The organism is Phocaeicola sp. ICN-14070, from assembly GCF_037892625.1.
GTDB classification, from domain to species: Bacteria; Bacteroidota; Bacteroidia; order Bacteroidales; family Bacteroidaceae; genus Phocaeicola; species Phocaeicola plebeius.
In genome coordinates, this window is the sequence record NZ_JBBKBF010000040.1 from 1 (window position 1) to 15,121 (window position 15,121).

Consider the following 15,121-nt stretch of genomic DNA (forward strand, 5'->3'; position numbering starts at 1 on the left):
GATAAGCTGTTTCCGCACGCCTTTCAGCCGCCGCATCTTGTTGATGAAGGCTTCCATGATGATGATGGTCACGACGGGGAACAGTTCGCGGTTTTCTTTAATCGAATCTATCTCGAAGACGATGAACCGCTTGCCGAGCAGGTCGATGTTCTCCGTGGAGTTGAGCAGGAAATCGTAACGCCCGCCCCGGTAATACTGCCGCATGGTGGTGAGCATGTTGTCGATGTTGAAGTCGGACTTCTCCACCTTGATGTCACGCTGTGCCAGTTCCTTGCGGTAGTCGTCACGCATATACTCGTAGAAGGTGTTGAACGACGGCACGATGCTACGGTCGGATTGGATGCGCTCAATATAGGCACTCACGGCACTGCCCAGCTCGCCGCTCTCCGTCTTTGTCACCTTGTCGTCCTCCGACTTCCAGAGCGTCAGCAACAGGGTCTTGATGCTGTCCTTCTTCTCCACGTCGAAGATGTAATCGTCGGTGTAGAACGGGTTGAAGCTGATGGGCTTATCTTCCGTGTAGGTGAAATACACACCGTCCGCTCCGCCTGTCTTGCGTCGGATCATGCCGCACAAGCCCTGATAGGAGTTTCCCGTGTCCACCAATACCACATGTGCGCCTTGCTCATAATATTGGCGCACGAGGTGGTTCATGAAGAAAGACTTGCCGCTGCCCGAAGGACCCAGCACGAACTTGTTGCGGTTGGTCGTGATACCTCGCTTCATGGGCAGGTCGGAGATGTCAAGGTGCAGCGGTTTTCCCGTGAGCCTGTCCACCATCTTGATGCCGAAGGGCGAGAGCGAGCTGCGGTAGTTGGTTTCCTCTGTGAACAGGCACACCGCCTGTTCGATGAAGGTGTGGAAACTCTCTTCCGCCGGGAAGTCCGCCGCATTGCCGGGTATCGCCGCCCAGTAGAGTGTCGGGCAGTCGATGGTGTTGTGGCGCGGCACGCATTCCATGCTTGCCAACTGGCTGCCCACGTCGTTCTTGATATGCTTCAGTTCCTCCGCATCGTCGCTCCACGCCATGACGTTGAAGTGTGCCCGTACCGAGGTCAGTCCGTAGGAATGGGCTTCGTTCAGGTATTGGTCTATCCACTCGCGGTTGATGCTGTTGCTCCTTGAATAGCGAGATAGCGACTGCATGTTACGGGCGGACTTCTCGAACTTCTGCAAGGTTTCCTCACTGTTGTCTATCAGCACATACTGGTTGTAGATATGGTTGCAGGAGAGCAGAAGCCCCACCGGGGAGGCGAATGACAGTCGGCAGTCACTCCGGTCGGTGGAGAGCTTCTCGTAACGGGTGTCGGTAGCCACCTTGCCCGGCAGGTCTTCCGCGTCGGAGAGGGTGTGCAGACACAGGCGGTTGTCGCCGATGCGCATCTCCCTTGCCGAAAGCTCGATGTCCTGCAAGGTGGTGTCACCTTCCGGCATGAGCGAGAAGTAGCGTTCAATAAGTCCCGTCTTTCCCTCAGTACCCACAATCTCATCGGTGGAGAGGCGGCGCAGCCTGACAAGCCCGCTGTCGTTCATGATGCGCTCGAACTGTTCGCAGGCTTCCAAGAACTTGGTCGTGGTTTCCCTGTCCAGCTCCTTCGGGATGATATGTCCCCGGCACAGCGTGCTGAAATTGCTCTGCATCCGGTTACGCTCCTTTGTTGTCTTGGTCAGGTAGAGGTAGCAGGTGTGTTTCAGGTACGGACGCTCGTTGAAGTGACGCTCGAAAGAGCGGCTTAAAAAGCTCATGTCGTCCTTCTGAAGCTCCGGTTTGTAGCGTTCCTTGATGAACCAGTCCTGTTTGTGGACGACGGAGTAGTCCGGCAGCACCTTGATAGCCTTGCACCAGCAACTGTGTATCGCCTCGTACTCCGCACCCGTCACGGTGTAAAGTTCCGGTAGTTCCACCTCGAAAGCCACCGTGATGTCGGCGTCCTTTGAGATGATGCAGCCATGCTCCACCGCTAAAAGTGGGAACCTGTTTTCCAGTGTTGTCATTTTCGATGTATTCCTCATTGTCTTTCTTCCTTTCGTTGTCGTTTGAACAGACGGGTTATCCGCCGCCGGTTGATAAGGTATCGGGGATGGCTCCGTGCCGCTCCTAATTTCATCAGCCCGTGTTCACCGTACCGGGCGTTCAGCGCGAAGGTCTGCCATACAAGGAGGGAGGACGATGCCGCGCCGAAGCCGATACATATCCACTGGTCGATACCGACCATGTAGAGGATGACGAACAGGACGAAGAGAGCCAGCAGACCTCCGCAGAAGATGAAGAGGTACTGTGCCTTCAAGCCCTTGAACTCTACCGGACGGCCGATACCCTTGTTGATTGGGTATTCAGCCATACATTATTTATTAAAGGAAGAATGAGCGCAGGATGGTGGCGGCAACAATCAGGAAGATGCACGCGCCGAACCACGAGGCGGCTGTCTTGCTGGTGTCGGGGTCGCCCGATGAAAACTTGCCGTACACTTTTACGCCCCCGATAAGCCCGACGACTGCACCGATGGCGTATATCAGTTTAGTTCCGGGGTCGAAATAAGAACTCACCATAGAGGTGGCTTCGTTGATGCCCGCGATGCCGTTTCCCTGCGCGAAAGCGGAGGCGGTTGCGGCGATGACAAGTGCCGCGGAGAGGATTGCTTTTCTGTTTTTCAAGATGTTCTTGTTCATAAACTGTTCTTGTTTTTTGCCGTCAAAAGGGTGGATGGTCCTTTGTCGGGCGGTTGATACTTTGTTTCTTTACTTTGGTTTTAGTGGATGCCCGTTTGTTTCCACGGACGTGGGCGTGTCCGTTGCGGATGGGGATGCGCCTTGCGTTTCCTCGCCGCGTGGGTTGATGTCATTCTTTCATGTTCATTTCTTTTATTGTTGTCATACATAGTTGCGAATGTCGAACTCCTCGATGTTGTCCGGCACGACGAACTCCTTTTCAGATTTCTTCAGCCGAATCTCGATAAGCCCCTTGATGCGGATGCCTATCTCCGAAGAGCCTTCCATCATTTTCTCGTACAACTCCGTGCCCTCCATGTCGGTGAACACCTTAGCCGCCTTTTCACGTTCCGCCTGTGTCGCGTCCGGGTTTTTGGCGGTCTTGCAGGCGTCGTCAATCTCGTCAAAGCTGCTGCCCGAAGCCCGTGGCGTGTCCGAGGCGTCCTCTTCCGGTTCGTCGTCCCCGTATCCCAGTTCCTCCGGCGGTATGCTCGTGAAGGTCTCATCGAGTTTTTCCTCCGGGACTTGTGCCGGGCGGGATGCGTTTCCCGTTTTTCCGTCGTCAAAAGTAGCCTCTTCCTCCGACAGCTCAATGCCTTTTTCAATAGTGGCGGCTTCTTGCGTCGGTATGGCAGCGGTTGTCCGGGTGGATGCCATCCTGAAACGGCTCTTGCCGATGATGTCCGCCTTTTCCGCAGGGACTTCCTCGTGTGCCGCTATGCGTTTAGCCTCATTCCCGTCCAGTGACCGCCATAATCCGACAATGCCCTTGAAGAAGCGGACAATCCGCGTGTCCATGATGCGCTCGTAAAGGAGCAGGAACAGGAACCAGAGGTTGCAGCCGACCGATACCGCCAGCAGAATGTCTGTCATGCTGATTGTGTAATTCATATCCTTCCGTTTTTGGTTAGAATACTGAATTGTAATTTCGGGCATAAAGGCTCTTTATCGCATCTTCGCACTGGTTGAAGTGGTGCGTCAGCACATGGTCGATGTAAGCGGACAGCGTAAGCCGGTCATGCCCGATTACACGGGTGATACGCATGATACGCTCGTGGTACTCCGGGCGCACATACGCCATCTTCCCCTCACGTGCCTTTACTTCCGGGTCGCGGATGAACAGGCGTTCATAGTCCTTCTCACTGCATTTGCCGCTTACCGGGACAGGCGACAGTATTTCCACACTCGCCTGCACTTGGGTAAACATACCTCCGCAGTCTTGCTGTGGTCTTTTTTCATTCGGTGTCATTTCTTTTTCCATTTTCAAATCAGATCTTCACGTTGTTTCTTGTACAGTTCGTTGATTCTCTCCTTGTGCTGTTCCAGATGCTGGCGCAGCACGGTATCCACATATCCGCCTACTGAGATTTCCCCTCCGGCGATGTCGTTCACGATTCTGAGGATCTTGCCGTGGACGTCACGGCTGATATAGACACATTGGCGGGTCTTTATCTCGTTGCGGCGCAGGAATAGCTCGTTGTAGTCCTCGTCCTGCCTTTTCCGGCGTCCACTTTCCCTCTGCGCTTTTTCCCGTGTTACGGGTTGCACAGGAGATGGTTCCGGTGCGGCGGTGTCCTCTTCGGTCGGTGCAGCTGCGGGTACTTCCTGTGCGGGGCGCAGTGTCCCGTCCTGTGTGCGCCGCCCGATGGAGGCTAACAGCAGTTCCTCGTCGATGCCTTCCGTGTTCACTTTCCTGCTGCCCATGCTCACTGCGGTCTGATGATGTCGCTTATCTCTTCGGAAAACTCCCGGATGCCACTCCCTTTCAGCAGTGCCGTGTCCATCGGGAAGATGGTGGAGCGGAAAACGCTCTTGCGCTCTTCCGAAAGGTCACGGCGGAACTTCTTGCTGTCGGGCAAGCGGGTGGAAAGTACCGGAAAGCCCATTTCGGCTATCACTTCCTCGTAGATGCCGTACAAGTCGTTCCTCTCCCTGCCGTCCACCATCGTCCAGAACAGATGCAGCCCCTTTGTTTTCGCCTGTCCGGTAGTCATCAGCCTGTCGCGGAACATCGTGACGAATTTCAGGGTACTCTCCACGACAAAGCGGTCGGCACTCAGCGGAGTGAAAATGTAGTCCATCTGCGAGAGCGTCTTTATCACGCCGTTGCTTCGGAGTGTGCCGGGCATGTCGAAGAACACCACGTCGGGTTTCACGTCCTCAGTGGCAATCATCCTCTCGGCATCGTCGAGGGCGTTCACCGCATTGCTTTTGACGATGGTGTAGGCGTTCTTTTTGATCCGGCGGAAATGGTCGCAAGCGAGAGCCTTGAAGTAGGTGCTGCTGTCGATAAGCCCCATTTCGTGTTCGCGCAGCCCGTGGATGCTGTGCTGCGGGTCGTCGCAGTCCACGACGGCGACATTGTAGCCTTTCACGTTGTGCAGGTAGCTGGCGGCAAGTGCCGTGACAGTGGATTTGCCGATGCCACCTTTCTGTGTTGCGAATGCAACGAAGATTTCCTTACTCATAGTTCCATTTATTTTAATTGTTGATGATTTGTTTTTCTGTTTCCATACGGATTTGGCTGTCGCACCATCCGCTTCCGTGACTACACACGCAGGCGGGTCGTCGCGTATCCGGTTCTGTGGTGAAGCGGTGCGTCGGACAAATGGTGATTGACGACATTGCGTCATGAAGTCATTGAATCCATACGTCACCGAATTGTCGGAGAACCGGGTTTCCGACGGTTCGGGTATCCGTTTCGGCAAGTATCCGAAGAAGCGGATTTCCGGGTATTTGAATGTTCCGTTTATCATATCTTCAAATCGTTCGTTTCTTGAATCATGCTGCAAATAAACAAGTATATTTTGGAACCTGTATCACTTCTCCGGCAAGTGGCGGCACGTTGCGCCGGTTGGCAGTCATTGACCGGGTCAAGCATCTGTCCGATACCGCTTTAAGGGCGTAACTTTGCACCCGGACAGCAGGGTTCGCCGATGACGCGCGGCCCGGAGTCCTGAAAGGTATTTTCCCAATCCGTCCCCTGACGGATTTTTATGTTCACCTGAACATAGCAAGATGTCTTTTCAGCCGCTCAAAATATTTTGAGCAGCCACGAAAAGCACTTGCCCTTGCAGGGGGCGGGCTTTCCCTCCGAAGTCGGGAAGCCTTTCAGAACTGCGGTGCTGTAATCCGAAGCGGCGGCTTATGCCGTCAATCCGCTAAATCCAAAGTAATATGAAAGAGAAAAGGAAAAGCAAATCAGGGAGAAATCCCAAACTTGATCCGGCGGTGTACCGGTACACCGTCCGTTTCAACGAGGAGGAACACAACCGTTTCCTCGCCATGTTCGGAAAATCGGGTGTCTATGCACGGTCTGTTTTCCTCAAAGCGCACTTCTTCGGGCAACCGTTCAAGGTGCTGAAGGTGGACAAGACGTTGGTGGACTATTACACCAAACTGTCGGATTTTCATGCACAATTCCGTGCCGTGGGTACGAATTACAACCAAGTCGTGAAGGAACTGAGGCTGCATTTTTCAGAGAAAAAGGCGATGGCGTTGCTCTACAAATTAGAGCAACACACCGTCGAACTCGTGAAACTGAGCCGCCGGATTGTGGAACTTTCAAGGGAAATGGAGGCAAAATGGTCGCAAAAATCAGTGTAGGAAGTTCGTTGTACGGCGCGATTGCCTACAACGGGGAGAAGATTAACGAGGCGCAGGGGCGGCTTCTCACCACCAACCGCATCTACAATGACGGTTCGGGAACGGTGGACATAGGCAAGGCGATGGAGGGTTTTCTCACCTTCCTGCCACCGCAGATGAAGATCGAGAAGCCGGTGGTGCATATCTCTCTCAACCCGCACCCGGAGGATGTGCTGACCGATATTGAGTTGCAGAATATCGCCCGCGAGTATCTGGAAAAACTCGGTTTCGGAAACCAGCCTTATCTTGTATTCAAGCACGAGGACATCGACCGCCACCACCTGCACATCGTGACGGTCAACGTGGACGAGAACGGGAAAAGGCTCAACCGGGATTTTCTCTACCGCCGCAGCGACCGTATCCGCAGGGAACTGGAACAGAAGTACGGATTGCATCCGGCAGAACGTAAAAATCAGAGATTGGATAATCCGTTGCGCAAGGTGGCCGCATCGGCAGGTGATGTGAAGAAGCAGGTAGGCAACACCGTGAAGGCTCTGAATGGGCAGTACCGTTTCCAGACGATGGGCGAATACCGTGCGCTCCTTTCCTTATATAATATGACGGTGGAGGAAGCGAGGGGCAACGTGCGCGGACGGGAGTATCACGGGCTGGTCTATTCCGTCACGGACGACAAGGGTAACAAGGTGGGCAACCCGTTCAAATCCTCGCTTTTCGGGAAGTCCGCAGGCTATGAAGCCGTACAGAAGAAGTTTGTCCGTTCCAAATCGGAAATCAAGGATAGGAAACTGGCAGACATGACGAAACGCACCGTCCTTTCCGTGCTGCAAGGCACTTATGACAAGGACAAATTTGTATCCCAACTCAAAGAGAAGGGCATCGACACCGTACTGCGCTACACAGAGGAAGGGCGCATCTATGGGGCTACCTTCATCGACCACCGCACGGGATGCGTGCTGAACGGTTCGCGCATGGGTAAGGAGCTTTCGGCGAATGCCTTGCAGGAACACTTCACCCTGCCATACGCCGGACAACCGCCGATACCGCTATCCATCCCTGTGGATGCTGCGGACAAGGCACACGGGCAGACCGCCTACGACAGTGAAGATATATCGGGCGGTATGGGCTTGCTCACTCCCGAAGGTCCGGCGGTAGATGCCGAGGAAGAGGCTTTCATCCGGGCGATGAAGCGCAAAAAGAAGAAAAAACGCAAGGGCTTGGGTATGTAATCAGAGTATCAACAATTAAAAAATCAATGTATGTCACAACAAGAAGACGATTTGAGGGCATTGGCGAAAATCATGGATTTTCTGCGTGCCGTGAGTATCATTTTAGTGGTCATGAACGTGTACTGGTTCTGCTACGAAGCCATCCGGCTGTGGGGCGTGAACATCGGCGTGGTGGACAAAATCCTTCTGAACTTCGACCGCACGGCGGGGCTGTTCCATTCCATTCTCTACACGAAGCTGTTTTCCGTCCTTTTGCTTGCCTTGTCCTGTCTGGGTACGAAGGGTGTCAAGGGTGAGAAAATCACTTGGGGGAGAATCTGGACAGCATTTGCCGTCGGGTTCGTGCTGTTTTTCCTGAACTGGTGGTTGCTGCCCCTGCCGCTGCCGCTTGAAGCGGTGACGGGACTGTATGTCCTTACCATTGGAACGGGCTATGTCTGCCTGTTGATGGGTGGTCTGTGGATGAGCCGCCTGTTGAAACACAATTTGATGGAGGATGTTTTCAACAACGAGAACGAGAGTTTCATGCAGGAAACGAGGCTTATCGAAAGCGAGTATTCGGTCAATCTGCCGACACGTTTCTATTACAGGAAACGCTGGAACAACGGTTGGATCAATGTAGTTAATCCCTTCCGTGCGTCCATCGTGTTGGGTACGCCGGGCAGCGGCAAGTCCTATGCCGTGGTAAACAATTTTATCAAGCAACAGATTGAAAAGGGCTTTAGTCAATACATCTACGATTTCAAGTATCCCGACCTATCTACTATTGCCTACAACCATTTGCTGAACCACCCGGACGGCTACAAGGTAAAGCCGAAGTTCTATGTGATCAACTTCGACGACCCGCGACGCTCTCATCGGTGCAATCCCATTCACCCGGATTTTATGGAAGATATTACGGATGCCTATGAGAGTGCCTACACAATAATGCTCAACCTCAATAAAACGTGGGTGCAAAAGCAGGGCGACTTCTTCGTGGAGTCACCTATCATTCTGTTTGCCAGTATTATCTGGTATCTCAAAATCTATCAGAACGGGAAGTTTTGCACGTTTCCCCATGCTATCGAGTTTCTGAACCGCCGTTACGAGGATATATTTCCGATACTGACCTCTTATCCGGAGCTGGAGAACTACCTTTCGCCGTTCATGGATGCGTGGCTTGGAGGGGCTGCGGAGCAGCTCATGGGTCAGATAGCGTCGGCAAAAATCCCGCTTTCGAGGATGATTTCACCGCAGCTCTACTGGGTGATGTCAGACAGCGAGTTTACGCTGGACATCAACAATCCCGAAGAGCCGAAAATCCTCTGCGTGGGTAACAATCCCGACCGTCAGAATATCTACGGTGCGGCACTCGGTCTGTATAATTCCCGTATCGTGAAGCTCATCAACAAGAAGGGGATGCTGAAGTCATCGGTCATCATCGACGAGTTGCCCACAATATACTTCAAAGGGTTGGACAATCTTATAGCTACCGCCCGAAGCAACAAGGTTGCCGTGTGTCTGGGCTTTCAGGATTTCAGCCAGTTAGTGCGTGACTACGGGGACAAAGAGGCGAAAGTGGTGATGAACACTGTCGGCAATATTTTCTCCGGTCAGGTGGTGGGGGAAACAGCCAAGACGCTCTCCGAGCGGTTCGGTAAGGTGTTGCAGAAACGGCAGTCCATCTCCATCAACCGGCAGGATGTTTCCACCTCCATCAACACGCAGATGGACGCGCTCATTCCACCGAGTAAGATTTCCGGGCTTACGCAGGGAATGTTTGTCGGTTCTGTATCCGACAACTTCAACGAGCGTATCGAGCAGAAGATTTTTCATTGCGAGATTGTGGTGGATGCCGAAAAGGTGAAACGGGAAGAAAGTGCCTACAAGAAAATTCCCGTCATTACAAACTTCACGGACGAGGACGGCAACGACCGCATGAAGGAAACGGTGCAGGCGAACTACCGGCGCATCAAGGAAGAGGTGAAGCAGATTGTGCAGGAGGAACTGGAGCGTATCAAAAACGATCCGGTGCTGTGTAAACTGCTACCAGATAATGAGACTGTCTAACAAGTCCCCAAAATTGAAAATTATCCCTATCGAAGTTTGAAGTGACCCCCAAAAGTTGGATACAATTTTTTTGGGGGGCACTTCAGTTCTGACGGGTAAAATCGTAAAATTCGGACTTGTTAGACAAATACTTACGCGGTTTCAACCTCAGGTACTGAATCTATCGAATTGACAAATTTAACCAATTGCGGATCTGAATCTTTTTGTATGAGGTTTCGGAGACTCTTTTTCAATTCATAAGCATCATCCCCTGCTGTATTTATTAAATCCATATAAAAATCTTTGTTTTGCAGAATCAATGAACGGCATGCCCCATCGGAAATTACAGGTTTCACTATTTTATCAATAACGTCTCCAGCTTGACTTTTCAAATTACCATGCGATCTAAGCCATGTTTCGAAAAATTGAAACTTTATTGCATTGATAGTCTTTTTACCGATGCAGAAATCATTTCTTATATCGGTAACTGTCGATTTAATTTTTCGTTTATCCAATCTTTCAACTATATTCTTGAAACAATTAGGGAAAGGATTCAAACTTTGAGTTCCAGAAGCAATATCCATCAGAATCTTTTTGCCAAATTCAGTCAAGTTATCTGGCAAGGATTTGATTTTAGCCAGTAAATGTTTTATTGCGACAAACCAATAATATGATGTATGTGCTGTTCTTTGGGCGTATAATGTATCAACACTTATTTCAGACAACGCTTCGAACGCTATTTTATTGATATGATCGGTCAGGACATTGCTTATTTTAGTGGTCAAATCGTAAAAAGATGCGTCAGGAATTACATCTTTAATATTGTTCTTAGTGATATACTTATCCAAATCGGTATTCCACTCTGCTAAATGCTCGATAAATACCTCATCCGTTACACCTATTCTGTTCTTAATATCTTCAAATTGGGGCAATATGTCTGAGAGCAATAATTTATAGCCAAGTTTATGATTTACCATGTATTGTAGTGTTTCATTTAATAGCGGTATATTCCATCCCACACTATTTACTAATAAGTCTCCATGATCCACATAATAGTCCATGAGTTCTGCAACATATTTTATATCTCCACCCTCTATTAAGGAAACGGAATGACCATGTGCCAATTGCATGGCGACTAAATCGTAATATCCAGACTCTTTAATGTTTCGGCCATCAGTTTCTAATTCAGAATGCAACTGATTTATGTAGGTTGAATCTAACGTTACAGGTAAAGGTCTTTCTTCGTCAGATGCCAATAAACGATAGGTTGTAAATATAGCCCCTATATTATCTTTATTTACATTCTGTTCATCAATGCAATTCGTGATCGCTTGCAAAAGCGTTGGAAACGTATAGGTAGAATTATCTTTTAACGTTTTTACAATATCTGCATGGTCGAAATTATCGGGTAGTAAGTTTGCCAAATAATTATCGAGCGCCTCCGAATTTGTTGCTACTTGATAATATTTATATGCTTTAGTTGTCGCGTTATCCCGATAGGCAGCATCTGTTGCATTTGCAGCTTGAATATAATCGATAAATGTATTTGGCTTGACTGTTTTTGCTTCAATCAATGACGTAAAATCGCACGCCAACTTATTTTGCGCAATAAACCTGTCTATTGCATCTAACGTTTTGAAATAGTCGCCGCCATTGAAGTCATTGAACCGAACTATCTTCTTATATAATTGAGCAATCACATGGTTTTGGCTTTCCGTGTCTAAATGCAACAGCAGTTCTTGGTATTCGACAGGGAACACCTGCTTCTCTATGGATTCTTTTAATTTCAATTGTGCTATTCTTTGCCATACACGCAGAATAACATCGCTCTTTCGAGTTAATTTATGCAAACAATGTATAATCTTATCGATAAGCGCATTGTCCATACATTGTATAACTTCTTCTAATACAGTGTCAAATTGTTTATTAGTCTCTGCATATTGATTTATGTCGTGGTCTTCTTCTCCGTTGATGCAGCCTTCAATATATTTTTTCAATGGAATTTGTCGAGCATCTTCAACATCGACACCATATACCAAAGCTGCAATTTCGCGTTGTGTTTGCAGATCATTGTTAATTATTGTTTGAATGCCATTCAGATAGTCGCCGGACAATATTTGTTCTACTGGATTTGCCAGAATATCCGTCTTCTTCAAACAGAACAATGCTATGTTTATCATCAAAATTTCGTTACACCACTCTTGTTTAAGAGCGACCATCTCATTGATATATGATATAATTTCCCTAACATTGGCATTAGGATTTACCAATCTGAATATCCGATTTATAGTTTCTTTCGCTTCATTTTCTGTTTCTCCAAATGCTTCAACAAACAGTTTGTTGAATATACTTCGATAGTCGGTAATAACAGGAGGAGCAACACGATAAACAATAGGGAAAGTTTTATTGATAAAATACTTGGTCAGTTGTTTCGTTTGTTCGTCGGTCTCATCTCCGAATGCACAAGCTAAATGTGTTTCATCGAAAGGAATAACAGCCCAAACATTTTCAAAACCGCTATCGGCGAAGAACGTATGGATAGAAGACCATAATTCTTTTACTTTTTCAGCGGGGAGACGATCCATGTTGTCAAAAACAAGGACTAATTTACGTTGTCCTTTTTCCTTGATAAAATCAGAAATGTCTTGCATCCATGTTTTGAACTCGTAAACCGTTGGTTCGTCTTCGCTCAAAGTCTCATAGCAAACGTCCTTTTCGACTTTATCTTGATAAATAGCTAACATATAACTCCATCCATATTTATGATCTTTGCTATATGCCCATTTCCAAACGCACAATGCAATAAGAACTGGCAGTGCAGCTATGATAATAGACAATAAAGAAAACCACCATGTTGTGGGTGTAGGTTTTACTGCATACGCAATAAATGTAAATATCGGAGTTAAAACTGCAACCAAAAATGCCGCAACCATACCATTACTGATAAGGGGATATTTTTCGGTTACGGTCTCCGTTTTACGGGCTAATAAATATTTCAGCTTTTCAGACCATGATACGGTTTTCGTACCTCCACCTTTGACTTTTATTGTTGCATTTCCAGATAGGATACCATCATCAATAAGTTTGCTTGTAAGCAATTCCAATATAGAGCGGCGTTGCAAGTCCTCTTGATGTCCCCATGCGTCATACTCAAAAAAGTAATAGTCGTCTGATAATTCACGTTCCAACATTTTAACCACGTTGGATTTTCCAGATCCCCAAATACCTTCGATGCCGATAATTCGAGGTAAAGTACATTCCTCATCCAATGAATCATTCTGACAAAAATGGCGAGCAATAGTTTTTGCCAACCTTTCTTGCGAACCTCCATCGAATTTGTCAATACCACACGGTTTATTTTGGATAAACCGCGGATATTGCTGTTTGGATTGTAGTTTTGTTTCCATATACGTAATTTATTGATTATACGAACTCCAAATAATTCTCCCGATTTACCACATGAAACTCGGCATAGGGATAGGCTTCTTGGAAGGCTTTCGGTGCGGCCGGCATTTTATTTCCCCACTTGAACTCCAAGGCGGTAAGACTGTCGGCACTCTCCTCAATCAGGTCGATTTCCTGTTTGTCGTAGGTGCGCCAGAAATAGAACTCCCTGTGCAGTCCCTCATTGAAGTTCGCTTTGCGCCGCTCTCCGATGATGTAGTTCTCCCACAGCGCACCGACATCCTGCCGAATGGCCAGCGGTGAGAAAGCCCCGATAATGGCATTGCGAATGCCGTTGTCGTAGAAGTACCACTTGCCAGCTTTTGTAACCTCCTTGCGTAGGTTACGCGAATAAGCCCCCAGACGATAGATAACGAAGACCTTTTCCAATAGGTCGAGGTATTTTTCAACGGTCGTCTTGCTCATGCCGAGTTGTTTACCTAACTCTTCGTAAGAAACTTCGCTGCCCAACTGAAAAGCTATCAATCGCAGTAGATCGCGCATCTTGCTCGAATTTTTTAAGCCGTCAATTGCTAAGATATCTTTAAGCAGGTATGCACCGACAATATCACGTAGGTAGTCTGTTTTACGTTCATAGTTCTCCATCATTACTACTTCGGGATAGGAACCGTAAATCAAGCGCGCTTCGAGGTTCTGGCGGGTTTCAAGTGCCGTTTCCGTCTGTGCGATTTCCCGTTGCGAGAATGGTGTAAGGAGAAATTGCGTACTGCGGCCGACCAACGGTTCACCAGTCTTATTCAGCAAATCGAATGACGAAGAACCACTTGCCAAGACACTTATTCCCGGTATTTCATCAACTATCAACTTCAGAATACTACCGATTTGTGGTATGTTCTGTGCCTCATCAATAGCCAGCAAATCAATACCATCCAATAAATGCCGATAATTGGCTATTGAGCGATTCTCCAATAGTGCTAATGTGTCGTAGTCTTCGCCGTTGAGCATCATCGTCCTACCTGAATAGTTGTCCACAATTTTACGCATCATTACCGTTTTACCAACACGGCGAGCACCAAAAATCAGTACTGCTTTATTGGGCGCGATTCGTGCTGTAATCTTCTCTTGAAGTATTCTATTTACTGTTTCCATACCTTATAAAATATAATGCAAAGATAATCATATTTTTTTAATTGGCGAATTTTACAAAAAAAACGGGCTATTAAATGGCGATTTTTACAACCACAATCTTATGGAAGTTGTTTCATTGTTTTTAGTAATGATATATGTTCATACTATGATGACTCAATAATTTACCAGACATACGTTTCTGAAATTTGTCCTTATAGGAATGAAAAACTCACATATATTGTGCTAATTAATATATAATTAAATGAAAATAAAAAGACAGGATACGAGTATTCCTGTCTTCTCATATGTAATGGATATTTTTTTATTTTCTCATCCGCTCCAACTCCTCATCACGCAACATTCTCTCGTTCAGTTTTTCCTGCATCCTGTCAATGAAATAGGTGCGGCTTTCGTTCTTCCGGCGTTTGATATCAGTGTAGAAGCGGTAGCAGTCTTTAGAATCAACCCCGAATATCTTATAGAGAAGTGGGGCGAGCTGTTTGAGCGGCATATTGCCGTTGTTGATGCAGCCCATCACGTCTATGCCGTAGATAAGTTCCACGAGGTCGATGGCATTGCCCGTCCATTGAAGAAGGCTGGCGGTGGTTTCTGTTGCGTTGTTGGCGGATATTAGTGGTGGCACTTGGGGCGTGGCAAGGAATTTCTGCATCTTTCTTACGAAAGACAGAGCCTTGCTGACGTAGGCGGCAATCTCTCTTTTTTCTTCTGACAGATTACGTACGGGATGGTGCTGCAACTCGATTTCGATGTAGGCAAGCGCGATGACGGTAAGGTTCATGTCCATGCCGCCGTTGCACAGTTCGATCACTTGGGTGGCGAAAGCCGTGTATGCCGTTTCCATATTGCAGTCGCCGGCTTCGTTTATCAGGCGGAAAAAGTCGGTTTCCGCCAGCAAGAAATAATTCATGGTTCTGTCAATTTTGAAAATTACACTTTGTTTTCTGCGTGCGCACATGAATATAATTGGCAAAAAACGCGGCAGAAAATAAAAAATCCAA

At 48.0% G+C, this 15,121-nt stretch carries 13 protein-coding genes; 3 read left to right on the forward strand and 10 right to left on the reverse strand.

Annotation, left to right across the window (positions count from 1 at the left end; genetic code table 11):
- From WKT20_RS11345 to WKT20_RS11375, 7 genes are all read right to left on the reverse strand, one after another.
- The coding region (locus WKT20_RS11345) for a TraG family conjugative transposon ATPase (protein WP_340417390.1) at positions 1–2,013 on the reverse strand (2,013 nt) is incomplete at its 3' end.
- On the reverse strand, positions 2,010–2,342 hold the full coding sequence (locus WKT20_RS11350) for a DUF4133 domain-containing protein (protein ID WP_004291514.1): 333 nt from the start codon (positions 2,340–2,342) through the stop codon (positions 2,010–2,012). The genes WKT20_RS11345 and WKT20_RS11350, both read right to left, overlap by 4 nt.
- Positions 2,343–2,352: 10 nt before the next feature.
- Positions 2,353–2,670, reverse strand: a complete 318-nt coding sequence (locus WKT20_RS11355) for a DUF4134 domain-containing protein (RefSeq protein WP_002560983.1) — start codon at positions 2,668–2,670, stop codon at positions 2,353–2,355.
- Between the two features lie 201 nt (positions 2,671–2,871).
- Positions 2,872–3,600, reverse strand: coding sequence for a hypothetical protein (locus WKT20_RS11360; protein WP_004304280.1), 729 nt, complete (start codon positions 3,598–3,600; stop codon positions 2,872–2,874).
- Between the two features lie 16 nt (positions 3,601–3,616).
- Entirely contained in the window at positions 3,617–3,970 is a 354-nt protein-coding gene (locus tag WKT20_RS11365) for a DUF3408 domain-containing protein (protein ID WP_004291505.1), read from the reverse strand.
- Positions 3,971–3,972: 2 nt separating this feature from the next.
- Entirely contained in the window at positions 3,973–4,413 is a 441-nt protein-coding gene (locus WKT20_RS11370; protein WP_004291503.1) for a DUF3408 domain-containing protein, read from the reverse strand.
- Positions 4,414–4,415: 2 nt separating this feature from the next.
- Positions 4,416–5,465 carry a ParA family protein gene (locus WKT20_RS11375; RefSeq protein ID WP_004291492.1) on the reverse strand — a complete coding sequence of 350 codons (1,050 nt, stop codon included), beginning with the start codon at positions 5,463–5,465 and terminating at the stop codon, positions 4,416–4,418.
- A gap of 421 nt (positions 5,466–5,886) precedes the next feature.
- Here WKT20_RS11375 and mobA point away from each other — a divergent pair, with 421 nt between their 5' ends.
- The 3 genes from mobA to mobC are packed head-to-tail and all read left to right on the forward strand — an operon-like array spanning position 5,887 to position 9,590.
- Positions 5,887–6,315: a conjugal transfer protein MobA gene (mobA, locus tag WKT20_RS11380; RefSeq protein WP_004291488.1), complete on the forward strand. Its 429-nt coding sequence runs from the start codon at positions 5,887–5,889 to the stop codon at positions 6,313–6,315.
- Complete coding sequence (mobB, locus tag WKT20_RS11385; RefSeq protein WP_004291483.1) at positions 6,294–7,541, forward strand: conjugal transfer protein MobB; 1,248 nt, start codon at positions 6,294–6,296, stop codon at positions 7,539–7,541. Before mobA ends, mobB begins: the two co-directional genes overlap by 22 nt.
- A gap of 30 nt (positions 7,542–7,571) precedes the next feature.
- Positions 7,572–9,590, forward strand: coding sequence for a conjugal transfer protein MobC (gene mobC / locus WKT20_RS11390; RefSeq protein ID WP_004291482.1), 2,019 nt, complete (start codon positions 7,572–7,574; stop codon positions 9,588–9,590).
- Between the two features lie 131 nt (positions 9,591–9,721).
- Here the strand turns inward: mobC and WKT20_RS11395 are convergent, their stop codons facing one another.
- The 3 genes from WKT20_RS11395 to WKT20_RS11405 all read right to left on the reverse strand — a co-directional run bounded on the left by WKT20_RS11395 (position 9,722) and on the right by WKT20_RS11405 (position 15,030).
- Complete coding sequence (locus WKT20_RS11395; RefSeq protein WP_004291481.1) at positions 9,722–12,976, reverse strand: P-loop NTPase fold protein; 3,255 nt, start codon at positions 12,974–12,976, stop codon at positions 9,722–9,724.
- A 16-nt stretch (positions 12,977–12,992) separates the two neighbouring features.
- Complete coding sequence (locus WKT20_RS11400) at positions 12,993–14,123, reverse strand: ATP-binding protein (protein WP_004291480.1); 1,131 nt, start codon at positions 14,121–14,123, stop codon at positions 12,993–12,995.
- Between the two features lie 301 nt (positions 14,124–14,424).
- On the reverse strand, positions 14,425–15,030 hold the full coding sequence (locus WKT20_RS11405; RefSeq protein ID WP_004304269.1) for an RteC domain-containing protein: 606 nt from the start codon (positions 15,028–15,030) through the stop codon (positions 14,425–14,427).
- Between the last annotated feature and the right edge of the window lie 91 nt (positions 15,031–15,121).

Excerpts from the sequence above, each read along its gene's own strand:
- WKT20_RS11405 (WP_004304269.1), bottom strand. The coding sequence starts at position 15,030 with ATGAATTATTTCTTGCTGGCGGAAACCGACTTTTTCCGCCTGATAAAC.
- WKT20_RS11370 (WP_004291503.1), bottom strand. The coding sequence starts at position 4,413 with ATGGGCAGCAGGAAAGTGAACACGGAAGGCATCGACGAGGAACTGCTG.
- WKT20_RS11375 (WP_004291492.1), bottom strand. The coding sequence starts at position 5,465 with ATGATAAACGGAACATTCAAATACCCGGAAATCCGCTTCTTCGGATAC.
- WKT20_RS11395 (WP_004291481.1), bottom strand. The coding sequence starts at position 12,976 with ATGGAAACAAAACTACAATCCAAACAGCAATATCCGCGGTTTATCCAA.
- WKT20_RS11350 (WP_004291514.1), bottom strand. The coding sequence starts at position 2,342 with ATGGCTGAATACCCAATCAACAAGGGTATCGGCCGTCCGGTAGAGTTC.
- WKT20_RS11365 (WP_004291505.1), bottom strand. The coding sequence starts at position 3,970 with ATGGAAAAAGAAATGACACCGAATGAAAAAAGACCACAGCAAGACTGC.
- mobA (WP_004291488.1), top strand. The coding sequence starts at position 5,887 with ATGAAAGAGAAAAGGAAAAGCAAATCAGGGAGAAATCCCAAACTTGAT.
- mobB (WP_004291483.1), top strand. The coding sequence starts at position 6,294 with ATGGTCGCAAAAATCAGTGTAGGAAGTTCGTTGTACGGCGCGATTGCC.
- WKT20_RS11355 (WP_002560983.1), bottom strand. The coding sequence starts at position 2,670 with ATGAACAAGAACATCTTGAAAAACAGAAAAGCAATCCTCTCCGCGGCA.
- WKT20_RS11400 (WP_004291480.1), bottom strand. The coding sequence starts at position 14,123 with ATGGAAACAGTAAATAGAATACTTCAAGAGAAGATTACAGCACGAATC.
- mobC (WP_004291482.1), top strand. The coding sequence starts at position 7,572 with ATGTCACAACAAGAAGACGATTTGAGGGCATTGGCGAAAATCATGGAT.
- WKT20_RS11360 (WP_004304280.1), bottom strand. The coding sequence starts at position 3,600 with ATGAATTACACAATCAGCATGACAGACATTCTGCTGGCGGTATCGGTC.